This is a genomic window from Alkalihalobacillus sp. FSL W8-0930 (assembly GCA_037965595.1).
In the GTDB taxonomy this organism is placed as follows: Bacteria; Bacillota; Bacilli; order Bacillales; family Bacillaceae_D; genus Alkalicoccobacillus.
This window is the reverse complement of sequence record CP150183.1, coordinates 2,187,991-2,204,200: the sequence shown is the minus strand read 5'-3', so window position 1 is coordinate 2,204,200 and position 16,210 is coordinate 2,187,991. Positions and strand designations below refer to the sequence as shown.

19 protein-coding genes and 1 pseudogene are annotated in these 16,210 nt (G+C 38.9%); all 20 read left to right on the top strand.

Features of this window, described 5'->3' with window-relative positions; all coding sequences use genetic code 11:
• Positions 1-56 precede the first annotated feature (56 nt).
• The 20 genes and pseudogenes from NSQ54_11765 to mngB all read left to right on the top strand — a co-directional run bounded on the left by NSQ54_11765 (position 57) and on the right by mngB (position 16,128).
• A complete protein-coding gene (locus NSQ54_11765; protein WYP25005.1) occupies positions 57-386 on the top strand; it encodes a putative DNA-binding protein in 330 nt (109 codons plus the stop codon).
• An 11-nt stretch (positions 387-397) separates the two neighbouring features.
• The gene (gene ffh / locus NSQ54_11760; protein WYP25004.1) at positions 398-1,756 is read left to right on the top strand and encodes a signal recognition particle protein; all 1,359 of its coding nucleotides are present in this window, start codon (positions 398-400) and stop codon (positions 1,754-1,756) included.
• A 97-nt stretch (positions 1,757-1,853) separates the two neighbouring features.
• Positions 1,854-2,126: a 30S ribosomal protein S16 gene (gene rpsP / locus NSQ54_11755; protein WYP25003.1), complete on the top strand. Its 273-nt coding sequence runs from the start codon at positions 1,854-1,856 to the stop codon at positions 2,124-2,126.
• Positions 2,127-2,147: 21 nt separating this feature from the next.
• Positions 2,148-2,378, top strand: coding sequence for a KH domain-containing protein (locus tag NSQ54_11750; GenBank protein WYP25002.1), 231 nt, complete (start codon positions 2,148-2,150; stop codon positions 2,376-2,378).
• A gap of 81 nt (positions 2,379-2,459) precedes the next feature.
• A complete protein-coding gene (locus NSQ54_11745) occupies positions 2,460-2,882 on the top strand; it encodes a YlqD family protein (protein ID WYP25001.1) in 423 nt (140 codons plus the stop codon).
• Positions 2,866-3,381 (top strand): ribosome maturation factor RimM, encoded by a 516-nt coding sequence (rimM, locus tag NSQ54_11740; GenBank protein ID WYP25000.1) that lies wholly within the window; start codon positions 2,866-2,868, stop codon positions 3,379-3,381. The genes NSQ54_11745 and rimM overlap by 17 nt, the downstream gene beginning before the upstream one ends.
• Positions 3,378-4,109: a tRNA (guanosine(37)-N1)-methyltransferase TrmD gene (gene trmD, locus NSQ54_11735; GenBank protein WYP24999.1), complete on the top strand. Its 732-nt coding sequence runs from the start codon at positions 3,378-3,380 to the stop codon at positions 4,107-4,109. The genes rimM and trmD overlap by 4 nt, the downstream gene beginning before the upstream one ends.
• 149 nt (positions 4,110-4,258) lie before the next feature.
• Positions 4,259-4,612, top strand: coding sequence for a 50S ribosomal protein L19 (gene rplS, locus NSQ54_11730; GenBank protein ID WYP24998.1), 354 nt, complete (start codon positions 4,259-4,261; stop codon positions 4,610-4,612).
• 230 nt (positions 4,613-4,842) lie between these two features.
• The gene (locus NSQ54_11725; GenBank protein ID WYP24997.1) at positions 4,843-6,336 is read left to right on the top strand and encodes a DUF4041 domain-containing protein; all 1,494 of its coding nucleotides are present in this window, start codon (positions 4,843-4,845) and stop codon (positions 6,334-6,336) included.
• A 220-nt stretch (positions 6,337-6,556) separates the two neighbouring features.
• Positions 6,557-7,003, top strand: a complete 447-nt coding sequence (locus NSQ54_11720) for a DUF4871 domain-containing protein (GenBank protein WYP24996.1) — start codon at positions 6,557-6,559, stop codon at positions 7,001-7,003.
• A gap of 20 nt (positions 7,004-7,023) precedes the next feature.
• Positions 7,024-7,701 (top strand): hypothetical protein, encoded by a 678-nt coding sequence (locus NSQ54_11715; protein ID WYP24995.1) that lies wholly within the window; start codon positions 7,024-7,026, stop codon positions 7,699-7,701.
• Between the two features lie 250 nt (positions 7,702-7,951).
• Positions 7,952-8,503 carry a TetR/AcrR family transcriptional regulator gene (locus tag NSQ54_11710; GenBank protein ID WYP24994.1) on the top strand — a complete coding sequence of 184 codons (552 nt, stop codon included), beginning with the start codon at positions 7,952-7,954 and terminating at the stop codon, positions 8,501-8,503.
• A gap of 511 nt (positions 8,504-9,014) precedes the next feature.
• Positions 9,015-9,428, top strand: coding sequence for a nuclear transport factor 2 family protein (locus NSQ54_11705; protein ID WYP24993.1), 414 nt, complete (start codon positions 9,015-9,017; stop codon positions 9,426-9,428).
• Between the two features lie 46 nt (positions 9,429-9,474).
• Positions 9,475-9,887: pseudogene (locus tag NSQ54_11700) on the top strand (nuclear transport factor 2 family protein).
• A gap of 78 nt (positions 9,888-9,965) precedes the next feature.
• Positions 9,966-10,454 (top strand): DinB family protein, encoded by a 489-nt coding sequence (locus tag NSQ54_11695; GenBank protein ID WYP24992.1) that lies wholly within the window; start codon positions 9,966-9,968, stop codon positions 10,452-10,454.
• A gap of 21 nt (positions 10,455-10,475) precedes the next feature.
• Complete coding sequence (locus tag NSQ54_11690) at positions 10,476-11,333, top strand: alpha/beta hydrolase (GenBank protein WYP24991.1); 858 nt, start codon at positions 10,476-10,478, stop codon at positions 11,331-11,333.
• Positions 11,334-11,529: 196 nt separating this feature from the next.
• Complete coding sequence (locus NSQ54_11685) at positions 11,530-11,985, top strand: PTS sugar transporter subunit IIA (GenBank protein ID WYP24990.1); 456 nt, start codon at positions 11,530-11,532, stop codon at positions 11,983-11,985.
• Positions 11,986-11,987: 2 nt separating this feature from the next.
• On the top strand, positions 11,988-12,311 hold the full coding sequence (locus NSQ54_11680; protein ID WYP24989.1) for a PTS fructose transporter subunit IIB: 324 nt from the start codon (positions 11,988-11,990) through the stop codon (positions 12,309-12,311).
• 17 nt (positions 12,312-12,328) lie between these two features.
• Entirely contained in the window at positions 12,329-13,450 is a 1,122-nt protein-coding gene (locus NSQ54_11675) for a PTS fructose transporter subunit IIC (GenBank protein ID WYP24988.1), read from the top strand.
• Between the two features lie 41 nt (positions 13,451-13,491).
• Positions 13,492-16,128, top strand: coding sequence for a mannosylglycerate hydrolase (mngB, locus tag NSQ54_11670; protein WYP24987.1), 2,637 nt, complete (start codon positions 13,492-13,494; stop codon positions 16,126-16,128).
• Positions 16,129-16,210 lie beyond the last annotated feature (82 nt).

The following is a 16,210-nucleotide window of genomic DNA, read 5'->3' as shown; positions in this document are numbered from 1 at the left end:
TCTCCTGTAATATAAATTCTCGTAAAGGGGAATCACTTAACAAGGGGTGAAGCTTCGTGCTAGATAAAACGCTCAGAATGAACTATTTGTTTGATTTCTATCATTCCCTGCTCACTCTGAAGCAGCGCGAATATATGTCCCAGTATTATTTAGATGATTTTTCCCTTGGAGAGATTGCCGAGCAATTCGAAGTGAGTCGTCAAGCGGTTTATGACAACATCAAACGGACAGAAGCGATGCTTGAAGAGTATGAGACCAAGCTTGAGCTCCTCGAGAAGTTTGAGAAACGGACAAGTTTGCTGGCACAATTAGAAACAGCTATTCAAGAGAACGCGGCTCCTTATGAGATGCAGAGTCTAATAGATACGATTCGGAAACTGGACTAGGAGGCGGTAACATGGCATTTGAAGGCTTAGCTGAACGGCTCCAGGGTACCCTGACAAAGATTCGCGGCAAAGGGAAAGTTAGCGAGCAAGACATTAAAGAAATGATGCGTGAAGTTAGGCTTGCCCTTCTAGAAGCTGACGTGAACTTTAAAGTCGTTAAACAATTTATTGCTGATGTAAAAGAAAAGGCACTTGGCCAAGAGGTAATGAAAAGCTTAACTCCTGGTCAACAAGTCATAAAAGTTGTAAATGAAGAGCTCACTGCACTTATGGGTGGCGAGCAAAGCAAACTGGCTGTTTCCTCAAAGCCACCAACGGTCATTATGATGGTTGGGCTTCAAGGTGCGGGTAAAACCACGCATACAGCGAAGCTTGCAACTCATTTACGCAAAAAGCACAACCGCAAACCAATGTTGGTTGCTGCTGATATCTATCGTCCAGCTGCAATTAAACAGCTTGAGACGTTAGGAAAGCAAATTGACATGCCTGTATTTTCATTAGGAGATCAAGTGAGTCCTGTTGAGATTGCCAAGCAGGCAGTCGCCAAAGCAAAAGAAGACCATCATGATTATGTATTAATTGATACAGCGGGTCGCTTACATGTCGATCAAGAGCTAATGGATGAGTTAAGTCAAATTAAGGAATCCGTTAATCCTGATGAGATCCTTCTTGTCATTGATGCCATGACTGGTCAAGATGCGGTGAATGTTGCTGAGACATTTAACGAACAGCTTGGTTTAACAGGTGCTGTCCTCTCAAAGCTTGATGGTGATACGAGAGGTGGAGCTGCGATCTCGGTAAAAGCTGTCACAAACATCCCAATTAAGTTCGCTGGTATTGGTGAAAAAGTGGATCAGCTTGAACCGTTTCATCCGGACCGAATGGCTTCCCGGATCCTCGGTATGGGAGATGTCTTATCTCTGATTGAGAAAGCTCAATTTAATGTTGATGAAGAAAAAGCGCGTGAGCTTGAGAAAAAAATGCGTAACGCAGACTTTACTTTTGATGATTTTTTAGAGCAGCTTGAGCAGGTTAGAAGCATGGGACCTCTTGAGGATTTACTTGGAATGATGCCTGGCATGAAGAAAAACAAAGCCATGAAGGACTTACAAGTAGATGAAAAACAAATTGGTCGTGTTGAAGCGATTGTTCGTTCAATGACCAAAAAAGAAAAGCAAGACCCTTCGATCTTAAACGGAAGTAGAAGAAGAAGGATTGCAAAAGGAAGCGGCACAACCATTCAGGATGTCAATCGTCTGTTAAAGCAGTTTGAAGATATGAAGAAAATGATGAAGCAGATGACTGGAATGCAGACTGGAAAAGGGAAGCGTCGTGGAAAAGGACTCGGTGGCCTGAAACTACCATTTTAAAAAAATCTATTCTGCTCCATAAGATAAGTCTTGTCGGAACGTGGAATTGATGATATTATACTAAATTGTGTAAATAATCTTGGAGGTGTACAGCGAAATGGCTGTTAAAATTCGACTTAAACGTATTGGTTCAAAGAAAGCTCCTGTCTATCGTGTAGTAGTTGCAGATTCTCGTGCTCCACGTGATGGACGTTTCATCGAGGAAATCGGAACATACAACCCGGTTGCTCAACCTGCTCAGTTTTCTGTTAAAGAAGACAAAGCATTAGATTGGATGTTAAAAGGTGCAAAACCTTCTGACACAGTTCGTAACCTTTTCTCAAAAGAAGGGTTAATGGAAAAGCTTCACAACGCTAAAAACCAAAAGTAATTTGACCCGAGGTGATCTGCGATGAAAACGTTGGTTGAACATATAGCTCAATCACTTGTTGATGATCCCGAATCTGTGAAGGTTGAAGAACATCAAGAAGGTCAGACAGTATATCTACGATTAACGGTTCATCCGGATGATATGGGAAAAGTGATTGGTAAAAACGGACGAACAGCAAAAGCTCTGCGCTCAGTTGTTTATGCAGCTGTGAACAAGCAGGGGAAGAAAGTAAAGCTGGATATCGTTGAATAAGAAAGGGTGGGGGAAACCTCTCCCTTTTCTTGTATGTCTATTATTAGGTGGTCTCATTGTTTATGAATGGAGTGTGATGACATGCAGTTCTTGCAAACCGTTTCCATTAAACAAGTATTAACCGAAACCAAAAAAGATACATTAACGAATGAGCTCTATGCAGAACAAGAACAGCTCACACGTGAAATTGAGCAGTTTCAATTTCAAATGCACAAATCAATTAAAAAAACAGATTCCACCTCTCAAGAATATCAATTACGAAAGCGTTACGAGCAGGAAATGAATAAACGGATTGAAAAGAAAAAGGGAATTGAGTTCAGACTTCAACAGCTGGAGCGCCTTCCCATTGGCTCAGAGATTACAAGTGGCCAAGCACAGGCTATCGTTGAGCTACAGGTAGGTGATCCATGGCCAGACGCAACACAAACGCTTGAGGTCGTTGTGAAGGATGGAATCATTGAACAATTTCGAGAAAGTAGGAATTCGGATGACGGAATGGTATAAAGTAGGACAGCTTGTTAATACACATGGTGTGCGTGGAGAGGTGAAAATTCTCTCAACAACAGACTTCCCTGAAAATCGATTTGCTAAAGGAAGTCAGCTTGCCATTAGACAGGAAAATGGACAGTACAAAACATTAACGGTTGCCTCGCATCGTGTTCATAAGCAATTTCATTTACTTACATTTGAAGGCTATACGAATATTAACGAGGTTGAGGGGTATAAAGGGCTTACCCTTTATGTGTCGGCCGATCAACAAGAAGAGCTTGAAATTGGTGAATACTATTATCACGAAATCATTGGCTGCACAGTCATTGATGAAGAAGGATTAAAAATCGGACGAGTGGTTGAGATTTTAAGTCCAGGGGCGAATGATGTATGGGTGGTAAAACGCGAAGGTCAAAAGGATCTTCTCGTCCCTTATATTGAGTCTGTTGTGCGAGAAATTGACATCACAAACAAGACGATTACGATTCATTTACTAGAAGGTCTTGATGTATGAGAATTGACGTTTTAAGTCTGTTTCCTGACATGTTTACAGGAGTCTTCGGACACTCTATTTTGAAGCTTGCCCAAGAAAAAGGGCTTGTCTCGCTAAACGTAACAGATTTTAGAACCTATTCAACGAATAAGCACAGCCGTGTGGATGACTATCCATATGGTGGGGGTGCAGGTATGGTCTTAACGCCTCAACCAATCTTTGATGCGGTAGAAGATGTGAAGCAGCCAGACGCAAAAGCGAGAGTAGTTTTGCTCTGCCCTCAAGGTGAGCCTTACACGCAAGCCAAAGCAGAGGAATTCGCCAAAGAAGAGCAGCTGATCTTGATCTGTGGTCATTACGAAGGCTATGATGAGCGTATCCGTACGCATCTTGTAACAGATGAGATTTCGCTAGGTGACTATGTGTTAACTGGTGGAGAGCTTGGAGCAATGGTTATTGTCGATAGTGTGACTCGTTTGCTTAAAGGAGCCCTGGGTAACGAAGAATCTGCACAAACAGACTCTTTCTCAACAGGAATGCTTGAGCATCCGCAGTACACGCGCCCAGCAGAGTTTCGCGGACTCGAAGTACCTGAGGTCTTACTCTCAGGTCATCACGGCCGTATTGAAGAATGGCGTACAAAAGAATCTCTCAAGCGAACATTCGAAAGACGTCCAGAGTTAATAGACGAAGAATATCTGACCCAAAAGCAGCAAACATGGATCAAAGAGTGGAAAGAAGAGATGTAAGGTAAAAAAGCTTGGCATTTCATAAAAAGAATCTTGTATCACACTTTTATCTATGCTACTATAGACATTGTGGCAATTCGCCCGTTATTAAGATGTTCCGCTGCGGCTATCCGACAAGAATGTCTGTTTGGAAGGAGGGGAATACGACTATGAGCAACATTATTCAAGAAATTACAAATGAGCAGCTTCGCACAGATCTTCCAGATTTCCGTCCTGGAGACACTTTAACAATTCACGTTAAGGTTGTTGAGGGAACTCGTGAGCGTATCCAGCTTTTTGAAGGCGTGGTTATCAAACGTCGCGGATTTGGAATCAGCGAAACATTTACAGCTCGCAAAATTTCTTATGGTGTAGGAGTTGAGCGTACATTCCCATTACATTCACCGAAAATCGAAAAGATCGAAGTGAAACGTCGCGGTAAAGTACGTCGTGCTAAGCTTTACTATCTACGTAACCTACGTGGAAAAGCTGCCCGCATCAAAGAACTTCGCAGAAAAGCATAATCATTGTTTGACAATGATCAAAAAGGAACGTCCTTCGGTTGAAGGGCGTTCTTTTTGTTTGGGCCAAATATATATATTTTTATAAAAGATTTTAAATAGGAGTACAAGCTTCACTTAAAAATTTTAATACTAAAGTAAAACATTTAATGATAAATAAGGAGAGAATCATATATGTATTGTATAATGAGTTTTATTACATTTTTTAACTTAACTGAATAATGGGGGTATAAATGTCTATGACTGAAAATCGATGGTACTTATCAACATGGTTTATTTCAATATGTTTTGCATTGTGGTTGTTAGCTATTCCACTTATTTTAGGTATTGTGTTGCTAATTATAAAACAAGTAGCTGAAAAAAAGAGAAGAGAATATTGGAAAGCTAATGGTTTAGATGATCTAGAGAAAGTCAAATTGAAAACGGAAGAGCTAACCAAAGAATCCGAAAAGCTAATAAAGCAAAATGATTACATAAAACAGGAGATTTTAAATGAAACGGCAAATTTAGAAAAAGAAATTGAAAAAGTCAAAGAGAAAGTTAAGCATAAAGAAAGGGAACTCTCTAAAGACAATGATTTAATCAAGCTTGAGATTGAGAATGAAAATAATAAACTAGAATCATTAAAAGCTGAGTTAGTATCCTACGAAGAAGAGCACCTCAATCAAACATTTGGATTTTATGAACCTAAGTACGGATTTGAAAACAGTGAATTATTTAAGAATGAGTTAAATGATATAAGGCAGAAGCAAAAGATCATGGCAAATGTAGATGAAGCTACGATTTCGAGGAGCTGGCAAGTTAATGGAAGTGAAAAAGAAGGCGAAGCCATGAGGAAAAGTAACGTTAAACTTGCAGTTAGGGCATTTAATCAAGAATGTGATACAGCAATTTTAAAAGCAAAGTTTAATAATATAGAAGTAATAGAAAAACAAATTAAAAAGGCACAAGATCAAATTAATAAACTTAATTCACGTAATGGTATTGAAATTAGAGATGAATATCTAGCTTTAAAGATTGATGAATTATATTTGGTCCATGAATTTCACCTTAAGAAAGAAGAAGAAAAAGAAGAACAACGACTATTAAAAGAACAGATGCGTGAAGAAAAGCGAATTCAGGCTGAAATTGAACGTGAACGTAAAAAGCTTGAAAAAGATGAGAAACATTTTAAACAAGCATTGGAAAAGTACGATGAGCAAATGGAAACTGCTAGTGAAGAATTAAAACAGGAAATTCAACTGAAAATAGAGGAAATTAAAGAGAAAGTAATAGATATACAATCTGAAAAAGAAAAAGTGGATTTTAGAGAACAAAATGCTAAAGCCGGTTATGTTTATATAATTTCTAATATCGGTTCGTTTGGAGCAGACGTTTTTAAAATTGGAATGACAAGAAGGCTAGAACCTATGGATCGAGTAAATGAACTTGGAAGTGCATCTGTACCTTTTAACTTCGATGTGCATGCAATGGTGTTCTCCGACGATGCACCTAAGCTAGAGCGATCGCTTCATAAAGCATTCGAAAATTATCAAATAAACAAAGTAAATCCTCGAAAAGAATTTTTTAGAGTTGATATTAACGAAATAGCTAAGGTAGTAAGACATAATCACAATAAAACAATTGAATTTACTAAATTGGCCGTTGCTGAAGATTATAGAAAGTCACTCCAAATGATTCAAGAAGAAGTTGAGGAGAAAACTCTAGAAAAAATAGCTGTAAGTTAATTCGATCAATTAGTTTTCGTAATTTAAATAAAGGTTCATCTCCATTGTTCCCTCGGAAAGTTGGGACATGATAAAACGTACAAATATATATGTGCATGGTTGTCATCTAAGTGCTTAGTCTCCCATTAATCGCGATACATCGCTTCTGTTACATCAAGAAAAAGTGTGTATGAAATTAAGAAAGCATCCTACCACCAATAATTCAGATTGGAGCGTTCAAATGAAAATTCCTTTTCTATTAAGCGGAAGTGCCCTTCTATTTATTATTACAAGTTGTTTTAAAGGTGAGAGTCAAGTGGAAGTCAGTCCGACTTTTGATAATGAGTTTGGGGAGATGTTTGGGATTGATCAAAAGCTTGGGATTGTAGGTGGGCCAGTTCTAGCTGGAGAAAGTCAAAAATGGATGTGGCATTTCTGGGGAGAAGAAGCTCCGAATCAGTATTTCAGCGCTGTTGCGACCAATCTAGAGTCTATGGATGAAGTAAATCCAATTATTCAAAGTACAATTCTTACACAAAGAGATAGCCTTGAAACGATTAGTCATAGTCCATCTGAAGTCCAATTCCCTTCAGAAGGTATGTGGAAAATTAAAACGTATATTGAGGATGAATTTTTTGATGAATTTGTTGTAGAGGTACATCCAGAAGGTACTGAAATAACGTATTAAATAGTAGGAGCCGAACATACATGTTAAAAAATAAATCAATGATTCTCGTTCTATCCCTTTTAGGGATAGGGGGAGGAATTTTTATTTATCAATCAGCCAACTCAGAGGTTAATGAACTGGCTTTACTTGAACAAGAGTTAAAAGAAGGCGAGAGGGAAGATAGGGCTCAAAATATTGCAGACAGTAAGAAGGAGCCGGATTGGAGAAACCTAAAGACTAGGGAAATTAAAGCCATGATTCAAAATGGAGAAAGTGTAGCTGGTCTGAATGAAGCAAGAGATGAGGATGACTGGTGGAGAGAAGAATTAGCGAATGACATTAGCAACTTGCATATTAGCTTTAATAATATGTTTTGGGAGTGGGAAGGGACCATTGGTTTTGACGGGGAAGATGCTGTTTACTTAGATGGAATCAAAGAAAACCTAATAACATTTAGTGAAAAATCAGAAGGCCATAAAATGAATAAGGACGTTGTAAATGCCGCTTCAGCGGTTGAAAAAGCAATTGAAACCGAGGATATCAAAGGGATAGAGATTGCTCATACCATCATGCACGATTTAGATATCTTCTATAACGGATATGAGGTGAATCAGGAAAAGCCATCAGCAGATTCCTTTGATGACACACCATTTTTGGTTACACATTATAATAATGATGATACGAGCGAAGTAGATGATTATGTTCGAAACAGTAATTAATTTTGCTTTACCATTGCCATACTCATGATGACCATTGAAATCTATTCCTACAAACTAAACAAAAGTATGCAAATAAATAAAAAAGAGATTCAGCCATCATAACATGGGAATCTCTTTTTTTATTTAATTGCATTTATACAGACCTGTTTGTATAATCAGAGTTAGAAGATAGAAGACAGAGTAACTGTTACTATAACATTTCTGCTTTTCATAGATAGGTTTTATGTTTAGTTTCTAGGAGATGATAACAATGAGTAAAAGAACACAAATTCTTGATATAGCAACAGCTCTCTTTTATAGAGACGGGATTCATGCTACGGGGGTAGACAAAATTGTAGCTGAAGCTGGAGTAGCAAAAATGACCATGTATAACCACTTTCCTTCAAAGGATGATTTGATTCTTGCTTATCTTGAGAAGCGTGATACAGAGTGGAGATCTTGGTTTGTTGAATCAGTTAATAAATTGGCGAACGATCCAACTGAAAAATTACTGGCATTATTTGATGTATTAGATAGCTGGTTTAATGGAACTGACTTCAATGGTTGTGCATTTCTTAATACAGCTGCTGAATTTACAAGTATCACACATCCATTTCATGAGGCTGCGATTGAACACAAGAGATTGTTAAAAGATTATATCTCTGAATTAGTTAAACAGGCAGGGCTAACGAACGAAACAGAGCTTTCAGATAGCTTATACCTTCTTGTTGAGGGAGCGATCGTTACGGAGTTAGTGTACCAAAAGGGTGATTCAGCCCAAAAAGCGAAGGCTGGTGCTAAGTTGATGCTTTCCCATATCTAATATTGACTGAACTAGTATCTAATGGAGAGGCTGGGACAAAACTAAAAATCAATTTGAAAAGGCGAATGATTCTACAATCGAATCATTCGCCATTTTCTAGTTGATTTTATTTGAACTAGCGTAAGGAGAACCCGAGACTCCTGGAAACAGAACGCGGTGAAGACACTGTAGCGGCGCTTTTCCCGCGAAAGGGGCTGAGGCCGTTCCCGCAGGTGCGAGGGATTCTCCTGTAGCGGTTATTAAGCTGTGTTAGTGTTTTGCTATCCGTATAAATGTTGCTCGGCCTTTTATCTCGTAGCAACTATTTTATATCTAGTTATTCTTCGCTCTTAAATTTAGTTTTGGCACGGTGCAGCAACCAATCAAAGTAAGAAAGAAAAATAAATAACTTGAAATTATACAGACCTGTCTGTATAATAGTTTTTGTGAGGAGCATTAAATTGAAAAAAGAAGAAGATGGCTTTCTAGCATATATCAACTGTGCTTAAAAAATAAAAAAGGATGATGAGATATGAGTAAAGATATTCGCCCACCTTTTACACATGAAACGGCTCTGGCCAAAGTTAAATTTGCGGAAGATGCTTGGAATTCACAGGATCCAGAACGAGTATCTAAGGGATATTCCTTAGATTCCAACTGGCGTAATCGCACAGAGTTCTTCACAGGCAGAGAAGCAATCAAAACGTTTTTAACCAACAAATGGAACAAAGAAACAGATTATAAATTAAAGAAAGAACTTTGGTGCTATACAGACTCCCGCATTGCTGTTCGATTTGAGTACGAGTACCGTAATGTAAACTCGGGTCAGTGGATGTGGTGTCACGGAAATGAATATTGGGAATTCGGTGAAGACGGCCTAATGAAAAGACGAGATATGTCTGGCAACGAATATCCAATTCGTGAAGCAGACCGAACGCTTAAGTAAGGAATAAGAACGATTTAACATTTAAAATTTGAAAGGAAGATAAACAATGAGTAAAGACATTCGCCCACCATTTACACTCGAAACAGCTTTGGCCAAAGTTAAATTTGCAGAAGATGCTTGGAACTCACAAGATCCAGAACGAGTATCTAAGGGATATTCCTTAGATTCTAACTGGCGCAACCGTACGGATTTCTTAACAGGACGGGATGCGATTAAAACGTTTCTCTCTAATAAATGGGAGAGAGAGCTTAACTACAAACTTATGAAAGAGCTGTGGTGCTACACTGACAATCGGATTCTGTTCGATCTGAGTATGAATACCAGGATGCAAAAACGGGTCAATGGATGAGATGCCACGGGAACGAGCTTTGGGAATTTGCTGAGGACGGTCTGATGAAAAGACGTGATATGTCTGGAAATGATTATCCGATTAAGGAACAGGATCGTCGATATAAATAATCTGAATGATTGAGAAAGAACAAACAGGTTCGTTTTGCTTTATAAAAATTGTAATATTCCTAAATGGAGGAAAAAAATATGACCAACTTTATCATAAATCAATTAGAATTTACTCGTCGACAAACACTTAAGTATGTGAACGACATTAATGATTCGATGGCAGAGAAAATCCCCACCGGATTAAGAAATAATATTAAGTGGAATCTAGGTCATATCTATGTCATTCATGAAAAGTTTGCATTTGGCTTAACTAATCATCAAACGCACCTACCTTCTAATTTTAATCAGTTATTTGATCCTGGAACGAAGCCTTCTGACTGGACTCAAAAAGGTCCATCAATGTCTGAATTACTTGAATTATTATCAGAACAATTTATTAGAATCGAATCTATACTTACAAATCATATTAAAGAAGATATCAATCCGCACTATCACTCTTCTTCTTCAGGGCTTACCTTTAAAACAGTAGACGATGTATTGACCTTCTCTATCTACCATGAAGCGATGCACTTTGCGACAATAAAAAACATTTTAAGCATATTGAATCATGACGACGAGCAAAATTAATATCATTTGGAGGGATTGACTATGAGCAAATTAACAGTTGGATACGAGAATGGAGCACCGATTGAATTACACATTGAGGAAGTGGGTACGGGGAAACCGATCGTTCTCATTCATGGTTGGCCACTTAGCGGAAGATCATGGGAGAAGCAAGTCCCAGTGCTAGTTGAGGCTGGATACCGCGTTATCACGTATGATCGTCGAGGATTCGGGCAATCATCACAGCCATGGAATGGATATGAATATGATACATTTGCTGCTGACTTAAATAAGATTTTGAACCATCTCAACCTAAGCGACGTAACATTAGTTGGTTTCTCGATGGGTGGTGGGGAAGTGGCCCGCTATATTGGTACGTATGGAACAAAGCGTATATCAAGTGCCGTCTTAGCAGGGGCTGTACCACCTTATCTTTACAAAACGGAGGATCATCCAGACGGTGGGTTTGACGATGAGGCAATTAAAGGATTAGAAGATGGTGTGAAAACCGATCGAATCAGCTTCTTAGATGATTTTACAACAAACTTCTTTGCTTCTGGTGATCAGACAGATTTAGTGAGTGAAGCATTCCGACTATATAATCGTGATATTGCTGCGTTTGCCTCACCAAAGGGGACTCTTGATTGTATTGCAGCTTTTAGTAAAACAGATTTCCGTGCTGATCTAGATGCGTTTGATGTACCGACATTCATTATTCATGGTGATGCAGATGCTATTGTACCACTAGAAGTAAGTGGACAAAAAGCACACGAACGCATTGCTAATAGTCGTTTAGTTGTCATTAAAGGTGGCTCACATGGGTTTAATGTGACACATGCGGATGAATTTAATTATGAGCTTGTTCAGTTTTTAAAAAGTGTAGCACCAGTTGAAGAAAAGTAATTTAAACAAGAAGAGAGGGCTAGAATCCTCTCTTTTTTTGTGCTTTAAAGTCAGGTTTTAGCCAGTAGTCATTTAGGTTTTCATGCTATCGTTCACTTTTTGCCAACTTAATTGGTTAAACTCTGTATTAAGCAATAAATGAAACCGTTTTATACTTACAATTGTAAGCGATAACAACGGAAAGGGGAGAAACAGATTGCTTTTAAAGGACAACCAGATTTTTTTAGATATCGAATTAGGCAATCGAGATGATGTCTTACATCTCATTTCCCAGAAGGCACAGGAATTAGGTATAACGGATGATCAGGAGCAACTGCTGGCAGATTTAATTAGTAGAGAGACTACGTATTCTACGGCTTTTCAAGAAGGGATCGCCATACCTCACGCGAAGAGCGCGGCAGTGAATAGAGCCGCTCTGATCTTTATAAAAATGAAAGAAAAAATTGATTGGCAATCACCTGACCAATTTAAAGTAGAAAACATATTCGCCATCCTTGTTCCAAATGTCGAGGCGGGAACAAGACATTTACAAATCTTGTCTGCTTTAGCGGGTCAATTAATGGAGGAAGAGTTCCAAGAACGCTTAGCTACCATTCAATCGAAAGACGATGTATTAGAGTTATTAAACAGTGTTGAGAGAGAGGTCGTGTAAAGATGAAATTTGTAGGAGTGACTGCGTGTATCGCTGGATTGGCACATACGCCAATGGCAGCTAAAGCACTTGAAAAGGCCGGAGCAAAGCTCGGTCATGACGTGAAAATGGAGCAGCAAGGGGCACTTGGGCTTGTTAATGAAGTAACAGCAGAGGATGTACAAGATGCGGATGCTGTCATTATTGCTGCTGATAAAGCCATTGAGGGTGAAGATCGCTTTAAAGGAAAACCGGTTGTTCGTATTAAGCTTGGACAAGCGGTATCGAATGGCGAGGCTGTTATTGAGAAGATTGTACAAGCATTAGAAAAAAGAAAACAGTCCTAATACAGGAGGAAAAGAATATGAAATCGCAAGCCGCAGAATTTAAAAAACATCTAATGACAGGAATTTCATATGTTCTTCCAGTTATCATCGCTGGTTCTTTAGTGGTTGCTGTCGCTAAAATTATTGCCTTTCTAGCAGGTTATACAGATTTAGGTGAGTTTGCTGAATCAGGGGGCTTCCTCCATTACGTTTACCTGTTTGAACAAGTAGGCTGGACGGCCATTGGTTTGTTGAACATTGTACTTGCTGCTTTTATTGCCTTCTCGATTGCTGGTAGGCCGGCACTTGCAGCGGCACTTGTTGGTGGAGCATTAGCCACTTCCACAAATGCAGGGTTTTTAGGCGCCGTAGTAGCTGGTTTCTTCGCAGGTTGGGTAACAAACTGGGTGAAAAATAAGATTGTCATTGGTGGGTCTCTAGCAACTGCAGTCCCGCTCATTATCTTACCTTTAATTACGGTTGGAGCAACCGGTATTCTAATGTCACTTGTTCTCGGTGGCCCACTTGGGTGGGTGAATACAGCCTTACTTGAATGGATTACGTCCATGACTCAAAGCAACGTAAACAACGTCGTTCTTGCATTAGTACTTGGTGCGATGATCGCATTTGATATGGGTGGTCCAGTCAATAAGGCTGCTTGGATGGCTGGAAATGCATTACTTATGAGTGGAATTTACTTACCTGCAATCATTGTTAACATCGCGATTTGTATCCCGCCACTTGGTTACGGACTTGCTACGATGATTAAGAAAAGAAATTTCTCTCCGGAGCTGAAAGAATCAGGAAAAGGTTCATTTGTAATGGGAATTATCGGAATCACAGAGGGTGCCATTCCTTTTACACTTAAAAGTCCATTTAAGCTCATTCCATTAAATGTAGTGGCAGGAGCAACGGGTGCTGCTGTAGCGATTTTACTTGGTGCGCACGATATTATGCCTCCAGTTGGTGGTGTGTATGGATTCTTTACGGTCGGTAATGGTTGGGCATATGTCGCTGGAATTCTAGTTGGTGCACTGATCATTGCGATTGGTTCAAATCTATTAGTTGATTTCCGCGAAGAAAAAAGCGTGGTTAAAGCTGAAAAAGCAGAGACAAAAAATGATGAACTGGATGAACTTGAGATCGAATTTGATCATTAATTAAACAAACTCGCTCTCACGCGAAAAAGGAGTTTTACGTTATGAAAAAAACAAAAGTACATGTTATTCCACATACACACTGGGACAGAGAATGGTATTTTACATCTTCTCGTTCAACCGTTTACTTGGTAAAGCATTTAAGTGAGGTGCTTGATGCACTAGAGAGTAACGAAGGGTTTAATTACTACTTGATGGATGCTCAAACATCTCTAATTGAAGACTATCTTAAGTATCGACCTGAGGATGAAGATCGAATTAAAGCATTGGTCAAAGCAAAGCGCCTAATGACGGGACCTTGGTATACGCAAACCGATCAGCTAGTGATCTCGCAAGAATCGGTGACTCGTAACTTATTATATGGAACAAGATATGCAAAAGAGTTAGGTCATTCAATGGAAATTGGGTACGTTCCAGACGCATTTGGTCAAGGCGGAAACATGCCTCAAATCTATAAAAACTTTGGAATAAATCGTTTCCTATTCTGGAGAGGTGTAGCCGATAATCGCTTAAAGCAAACAGAATTCACGTGGGAAGGCGATGACGGCACACAGATGCTCTCAAACCAAATTCCATTTGGCTATTATCACGGCGGAAACATTCCTGAAGATGTAGAAGATATTGAATCGTATGTTGAAGATTTTATTGGCAGACTAGAAGCTAAGGCTTCAACAAAACATGTGTATTTCCCAAATGGTCTCGACCAGGCACCACTAAGAAAAAATCTGCCTGAGATCATCAATACATTTAATGAACTAGACAAAAAAAGAGAATACGTGCTTCATTCTCCAGAAACATTCTTTGATGAGCTGGAAAAAGATGTTGCGGATCTTCCGGTTATAAAAGGGGAGTTAACAGAAGGAAAACATAGTCGCCTTCACAAGTCGATCTTCTCTACGCGTGCTGATTTAAAGCAATCGAACAATGAAATTGAAAATTTCCTTGCAAACGTGTTAGAACCAATTCTTTCAATTAGTTATTCTCTAGGGAATCCATACCCGCATCGTGAGCTAGAAGAGATCTGGAAGCTAATGTTTGAGAATGCTGCACACGATAGTATTGGTGGATGTAACAGTGATACAACAAACCGTGATATAGGCTATCGTTATAAACTAGCGGATGAGAAGTCTAAGAATCTTCTTGACCTTCATATGCGACTTGTTTCAGAACGAATTCCTTATCAGCATGATTTGAACTTTACATTATTTAATCCGCTGCCATATAAGCGATCTGGTGTGGTGAAGGTTGCCCTTTATGTTCCTGAAGAAAACTTCTCGGTAAAAGATTATAATGGGAATACAATCCCTTACTCGATAGAGAAGAAGGTTGAACTAACGGATTATGTATTAAAGCAAACGATTCACCTTAATCCAAGTAAGAAGATTTACACACCAGAAAAAGTGTTTTTAGCTGAAATTCTTTTATACGTAACGAATGTGAATGGGCTAGGATATGACAGTTTTTATCTTGATCTTTCGGATAACGAAGAGCAACAAGGTAAAGTAAACGATTCAAAGAAACAAATAGAAAATGAGTTCTTTGAAATTAGTCTAGCAGAAAATAATACCTTAACGATTACAGACAAGCTCAGCAAGAAAAAGTATAACAATCAAATGATTTTTGTTGAGAACGGGGATGACGGAGACTCGTACAACTATTCTCCGCCACGTGAAGACTTGTTAGTATATTCTACAGATGCAGAATGTGTACAAGTGGAATACGTCGCTTCTGAGGTTAAAGAGCATCTTGAATTCACGCTGAAGATGAACGTTCCATACAACTTAGAAGAACGAGCGAAACAAAATGCAGATCGTGAATTTGTGTTAAAAGCGAAAGTAGCTTTGAGAAAAGACGAGGAACTCATTCGTGTTGAAGTTGAAATGGATAATCAAGTATTAAGTCATCGTCTATGTGTTCAGTTTAATACTGAAATTGCTAGCAAATTCTCAACGGCTGATCAGCTATTTGGAACTGTAACCAGACCTGTTTATTTACCTGAAATGGAAGTGTGGGAAGAGGAAAAGTGGGAAGAAGCGCCAATTTCAATCGAACCGATGCAAAGCTTTGTCTCGCTTCATAATTCAAGTAGTGTGGCAACTGTTTTCACAGAAGGCGTGCGTGAGTACGAAATCGTTGGTGATTCGTTTGACACGATTCAATTAACACTCTTTAGAACGTTTAGTCATATGGGGAAAACAGATCTGCTATACCGTCCGGGCAGAGCTTCTGGTGAAACAATTGTAGAAACACCAGATGCACAGCTTTTAGGGAACCTAAAAGCAACATTTGCTTATAGCATAAAGAACCAAACGACATTTGATGAAGCCGAGATTGCGAGAGTTGCAAAGGAATATTTATCACCAATTGCTTATTATCAATTCTCTGATTTCTTAAATGGTCGAATGATCTATGTGTATCGTGATGAAGAGAAAACAAATGAGCGTTCGTACAGCTTATTGCAAATGGAAAACATGAACTCTGTGATAAGTACGATTAAAAAAGCAGAGGATAGTGATCATTTCATTGTTCGTGTGTTCAATCCATTTACAGAAAAAGACTCAACGATCGATGAAACTTTAAAAGAACGAGGTCAATTCGTCATGCTCGATGAAACGACTCAAGCGGAGAACGTGAATACGTTAAAACCATACCAGTTTAGCACCATCTTAATTGGTCAATAAGTAATTCCTAGGTTCCACCTACTTTGTTTAAGTAGGTGGACATTCTTTCATAAAGAATAAGCCCCTATAAGGCAATGGTTTT

Bases quoted from the DNA above. Each gene is read 5' to 3' on its own strand.
- NSQ54_11720 (WYP24996.1), top strand. From the start codon at position 6,557: ATGAAAATTCCTTTTCTATTAAGCGGAAGTGCCCTTCTATTTATTATT.
- NSQ54_11710 (WYP24994.1), top strand. From the start codon at position 7,952: ATGAGTAAAAGAACACAAATTCTTGATATAGCAACAGCTCTCTTTTAT.
- rpsP (WYP25003.1), top strand. From the start codon at position 1,854: ATGGCTGTTAAAATTCGACTTAAACGTATTGGTTCAAAGAAAGCTCCT.
- rimM (WYP25000.1), top strand. From the start codon at position 2,866: ATGACGGAATGGTATAAAGTAGGACAGCTTGTTAATACACATGGTGTG.
- mngB (WYP24987.1), top strand. From the start codon at position 13,492: ATGAAAAAAACAAAAGTACATGTTATTCCACATACACACTGGGACAGA.
- rplS (WYP24998.1), top strand. From the start codon at position 4,259: ATGAGCAACATTATTCAAGAAATTACAAATGAGCAGCTTCGCACAGAT.
- NSQ54_11680 (WYP24989.1), top strand. From the start codon at position 11,988: ATGAAATTTGTAGGAGTGACTGCGTGTATCGCTGGATTGGCACATACG.
- NSQ54_11725 (WYP24997.1), top strand. From the start codon at position 4,843: ATGTCTATGACTGAAAATCGATGGTACTTATCAACATGGTTTATTTCA.
- NSQ54_11675 (WYP24988.1), top strand. From the start codon at position 12,329: ATGAAATCGCAAGCCGCAGAATTTAAAAAACATCTAATGACAGGAATT.
- NSQ54_11695 (WYP24992.1), top strand. From the start codon at position 9,966: ATGACCAACTTTATCATAAATCAATTAGAATTTACTCGTCGACAAACA.
- NSQ54_11745 (WYP25001.1), top strand. From the start codon at position 2,460: ATGCAGTTCTTGCAAACCGTTTCCATTAAACAAGTATTAACCGAAACC.
- NSQ54_11750 (WYP25002.1), top strand. From the start codon at position 2,148: ATGAAAACGTTGGTTGAACATATAGCTCAATCACTTGTTGATGATCCC.
- ffh (WYP25004.1), top strand. From the start codon at position 398: ATGGCATTTGAAGGCTTAGCTGAACGGCTCCAGGGTACCCTGACAAAG.
- trmD (WYP24999.1), top strand. From the start codon at position 3,378: ATGAGAATTGACGTTTTAAGTCTGTTTCCTGACATGTTTACAGGAGTC.
- NSQ54_11690 (WYP24991.1), top strand. From the start codon at position 10,476: ATGAGCAAATTAACAGTTGGATACGAGAATGGAGCACCGATTGAATTA.
- NSQ54_11705 (WYP24993.1), top strand. From the start codon at position 9,015: ATGAGTAAAGATATTCGCCCACCTTTTACACATGAAACGGCTCTGGCC.
- NSQ54_11715 (WYP24995.1), top strand. From the start codon at position 7,024: ATGTTAAAAAATAAATCAATGATTCTCGTTCTATCCCTTTTAGGGATA.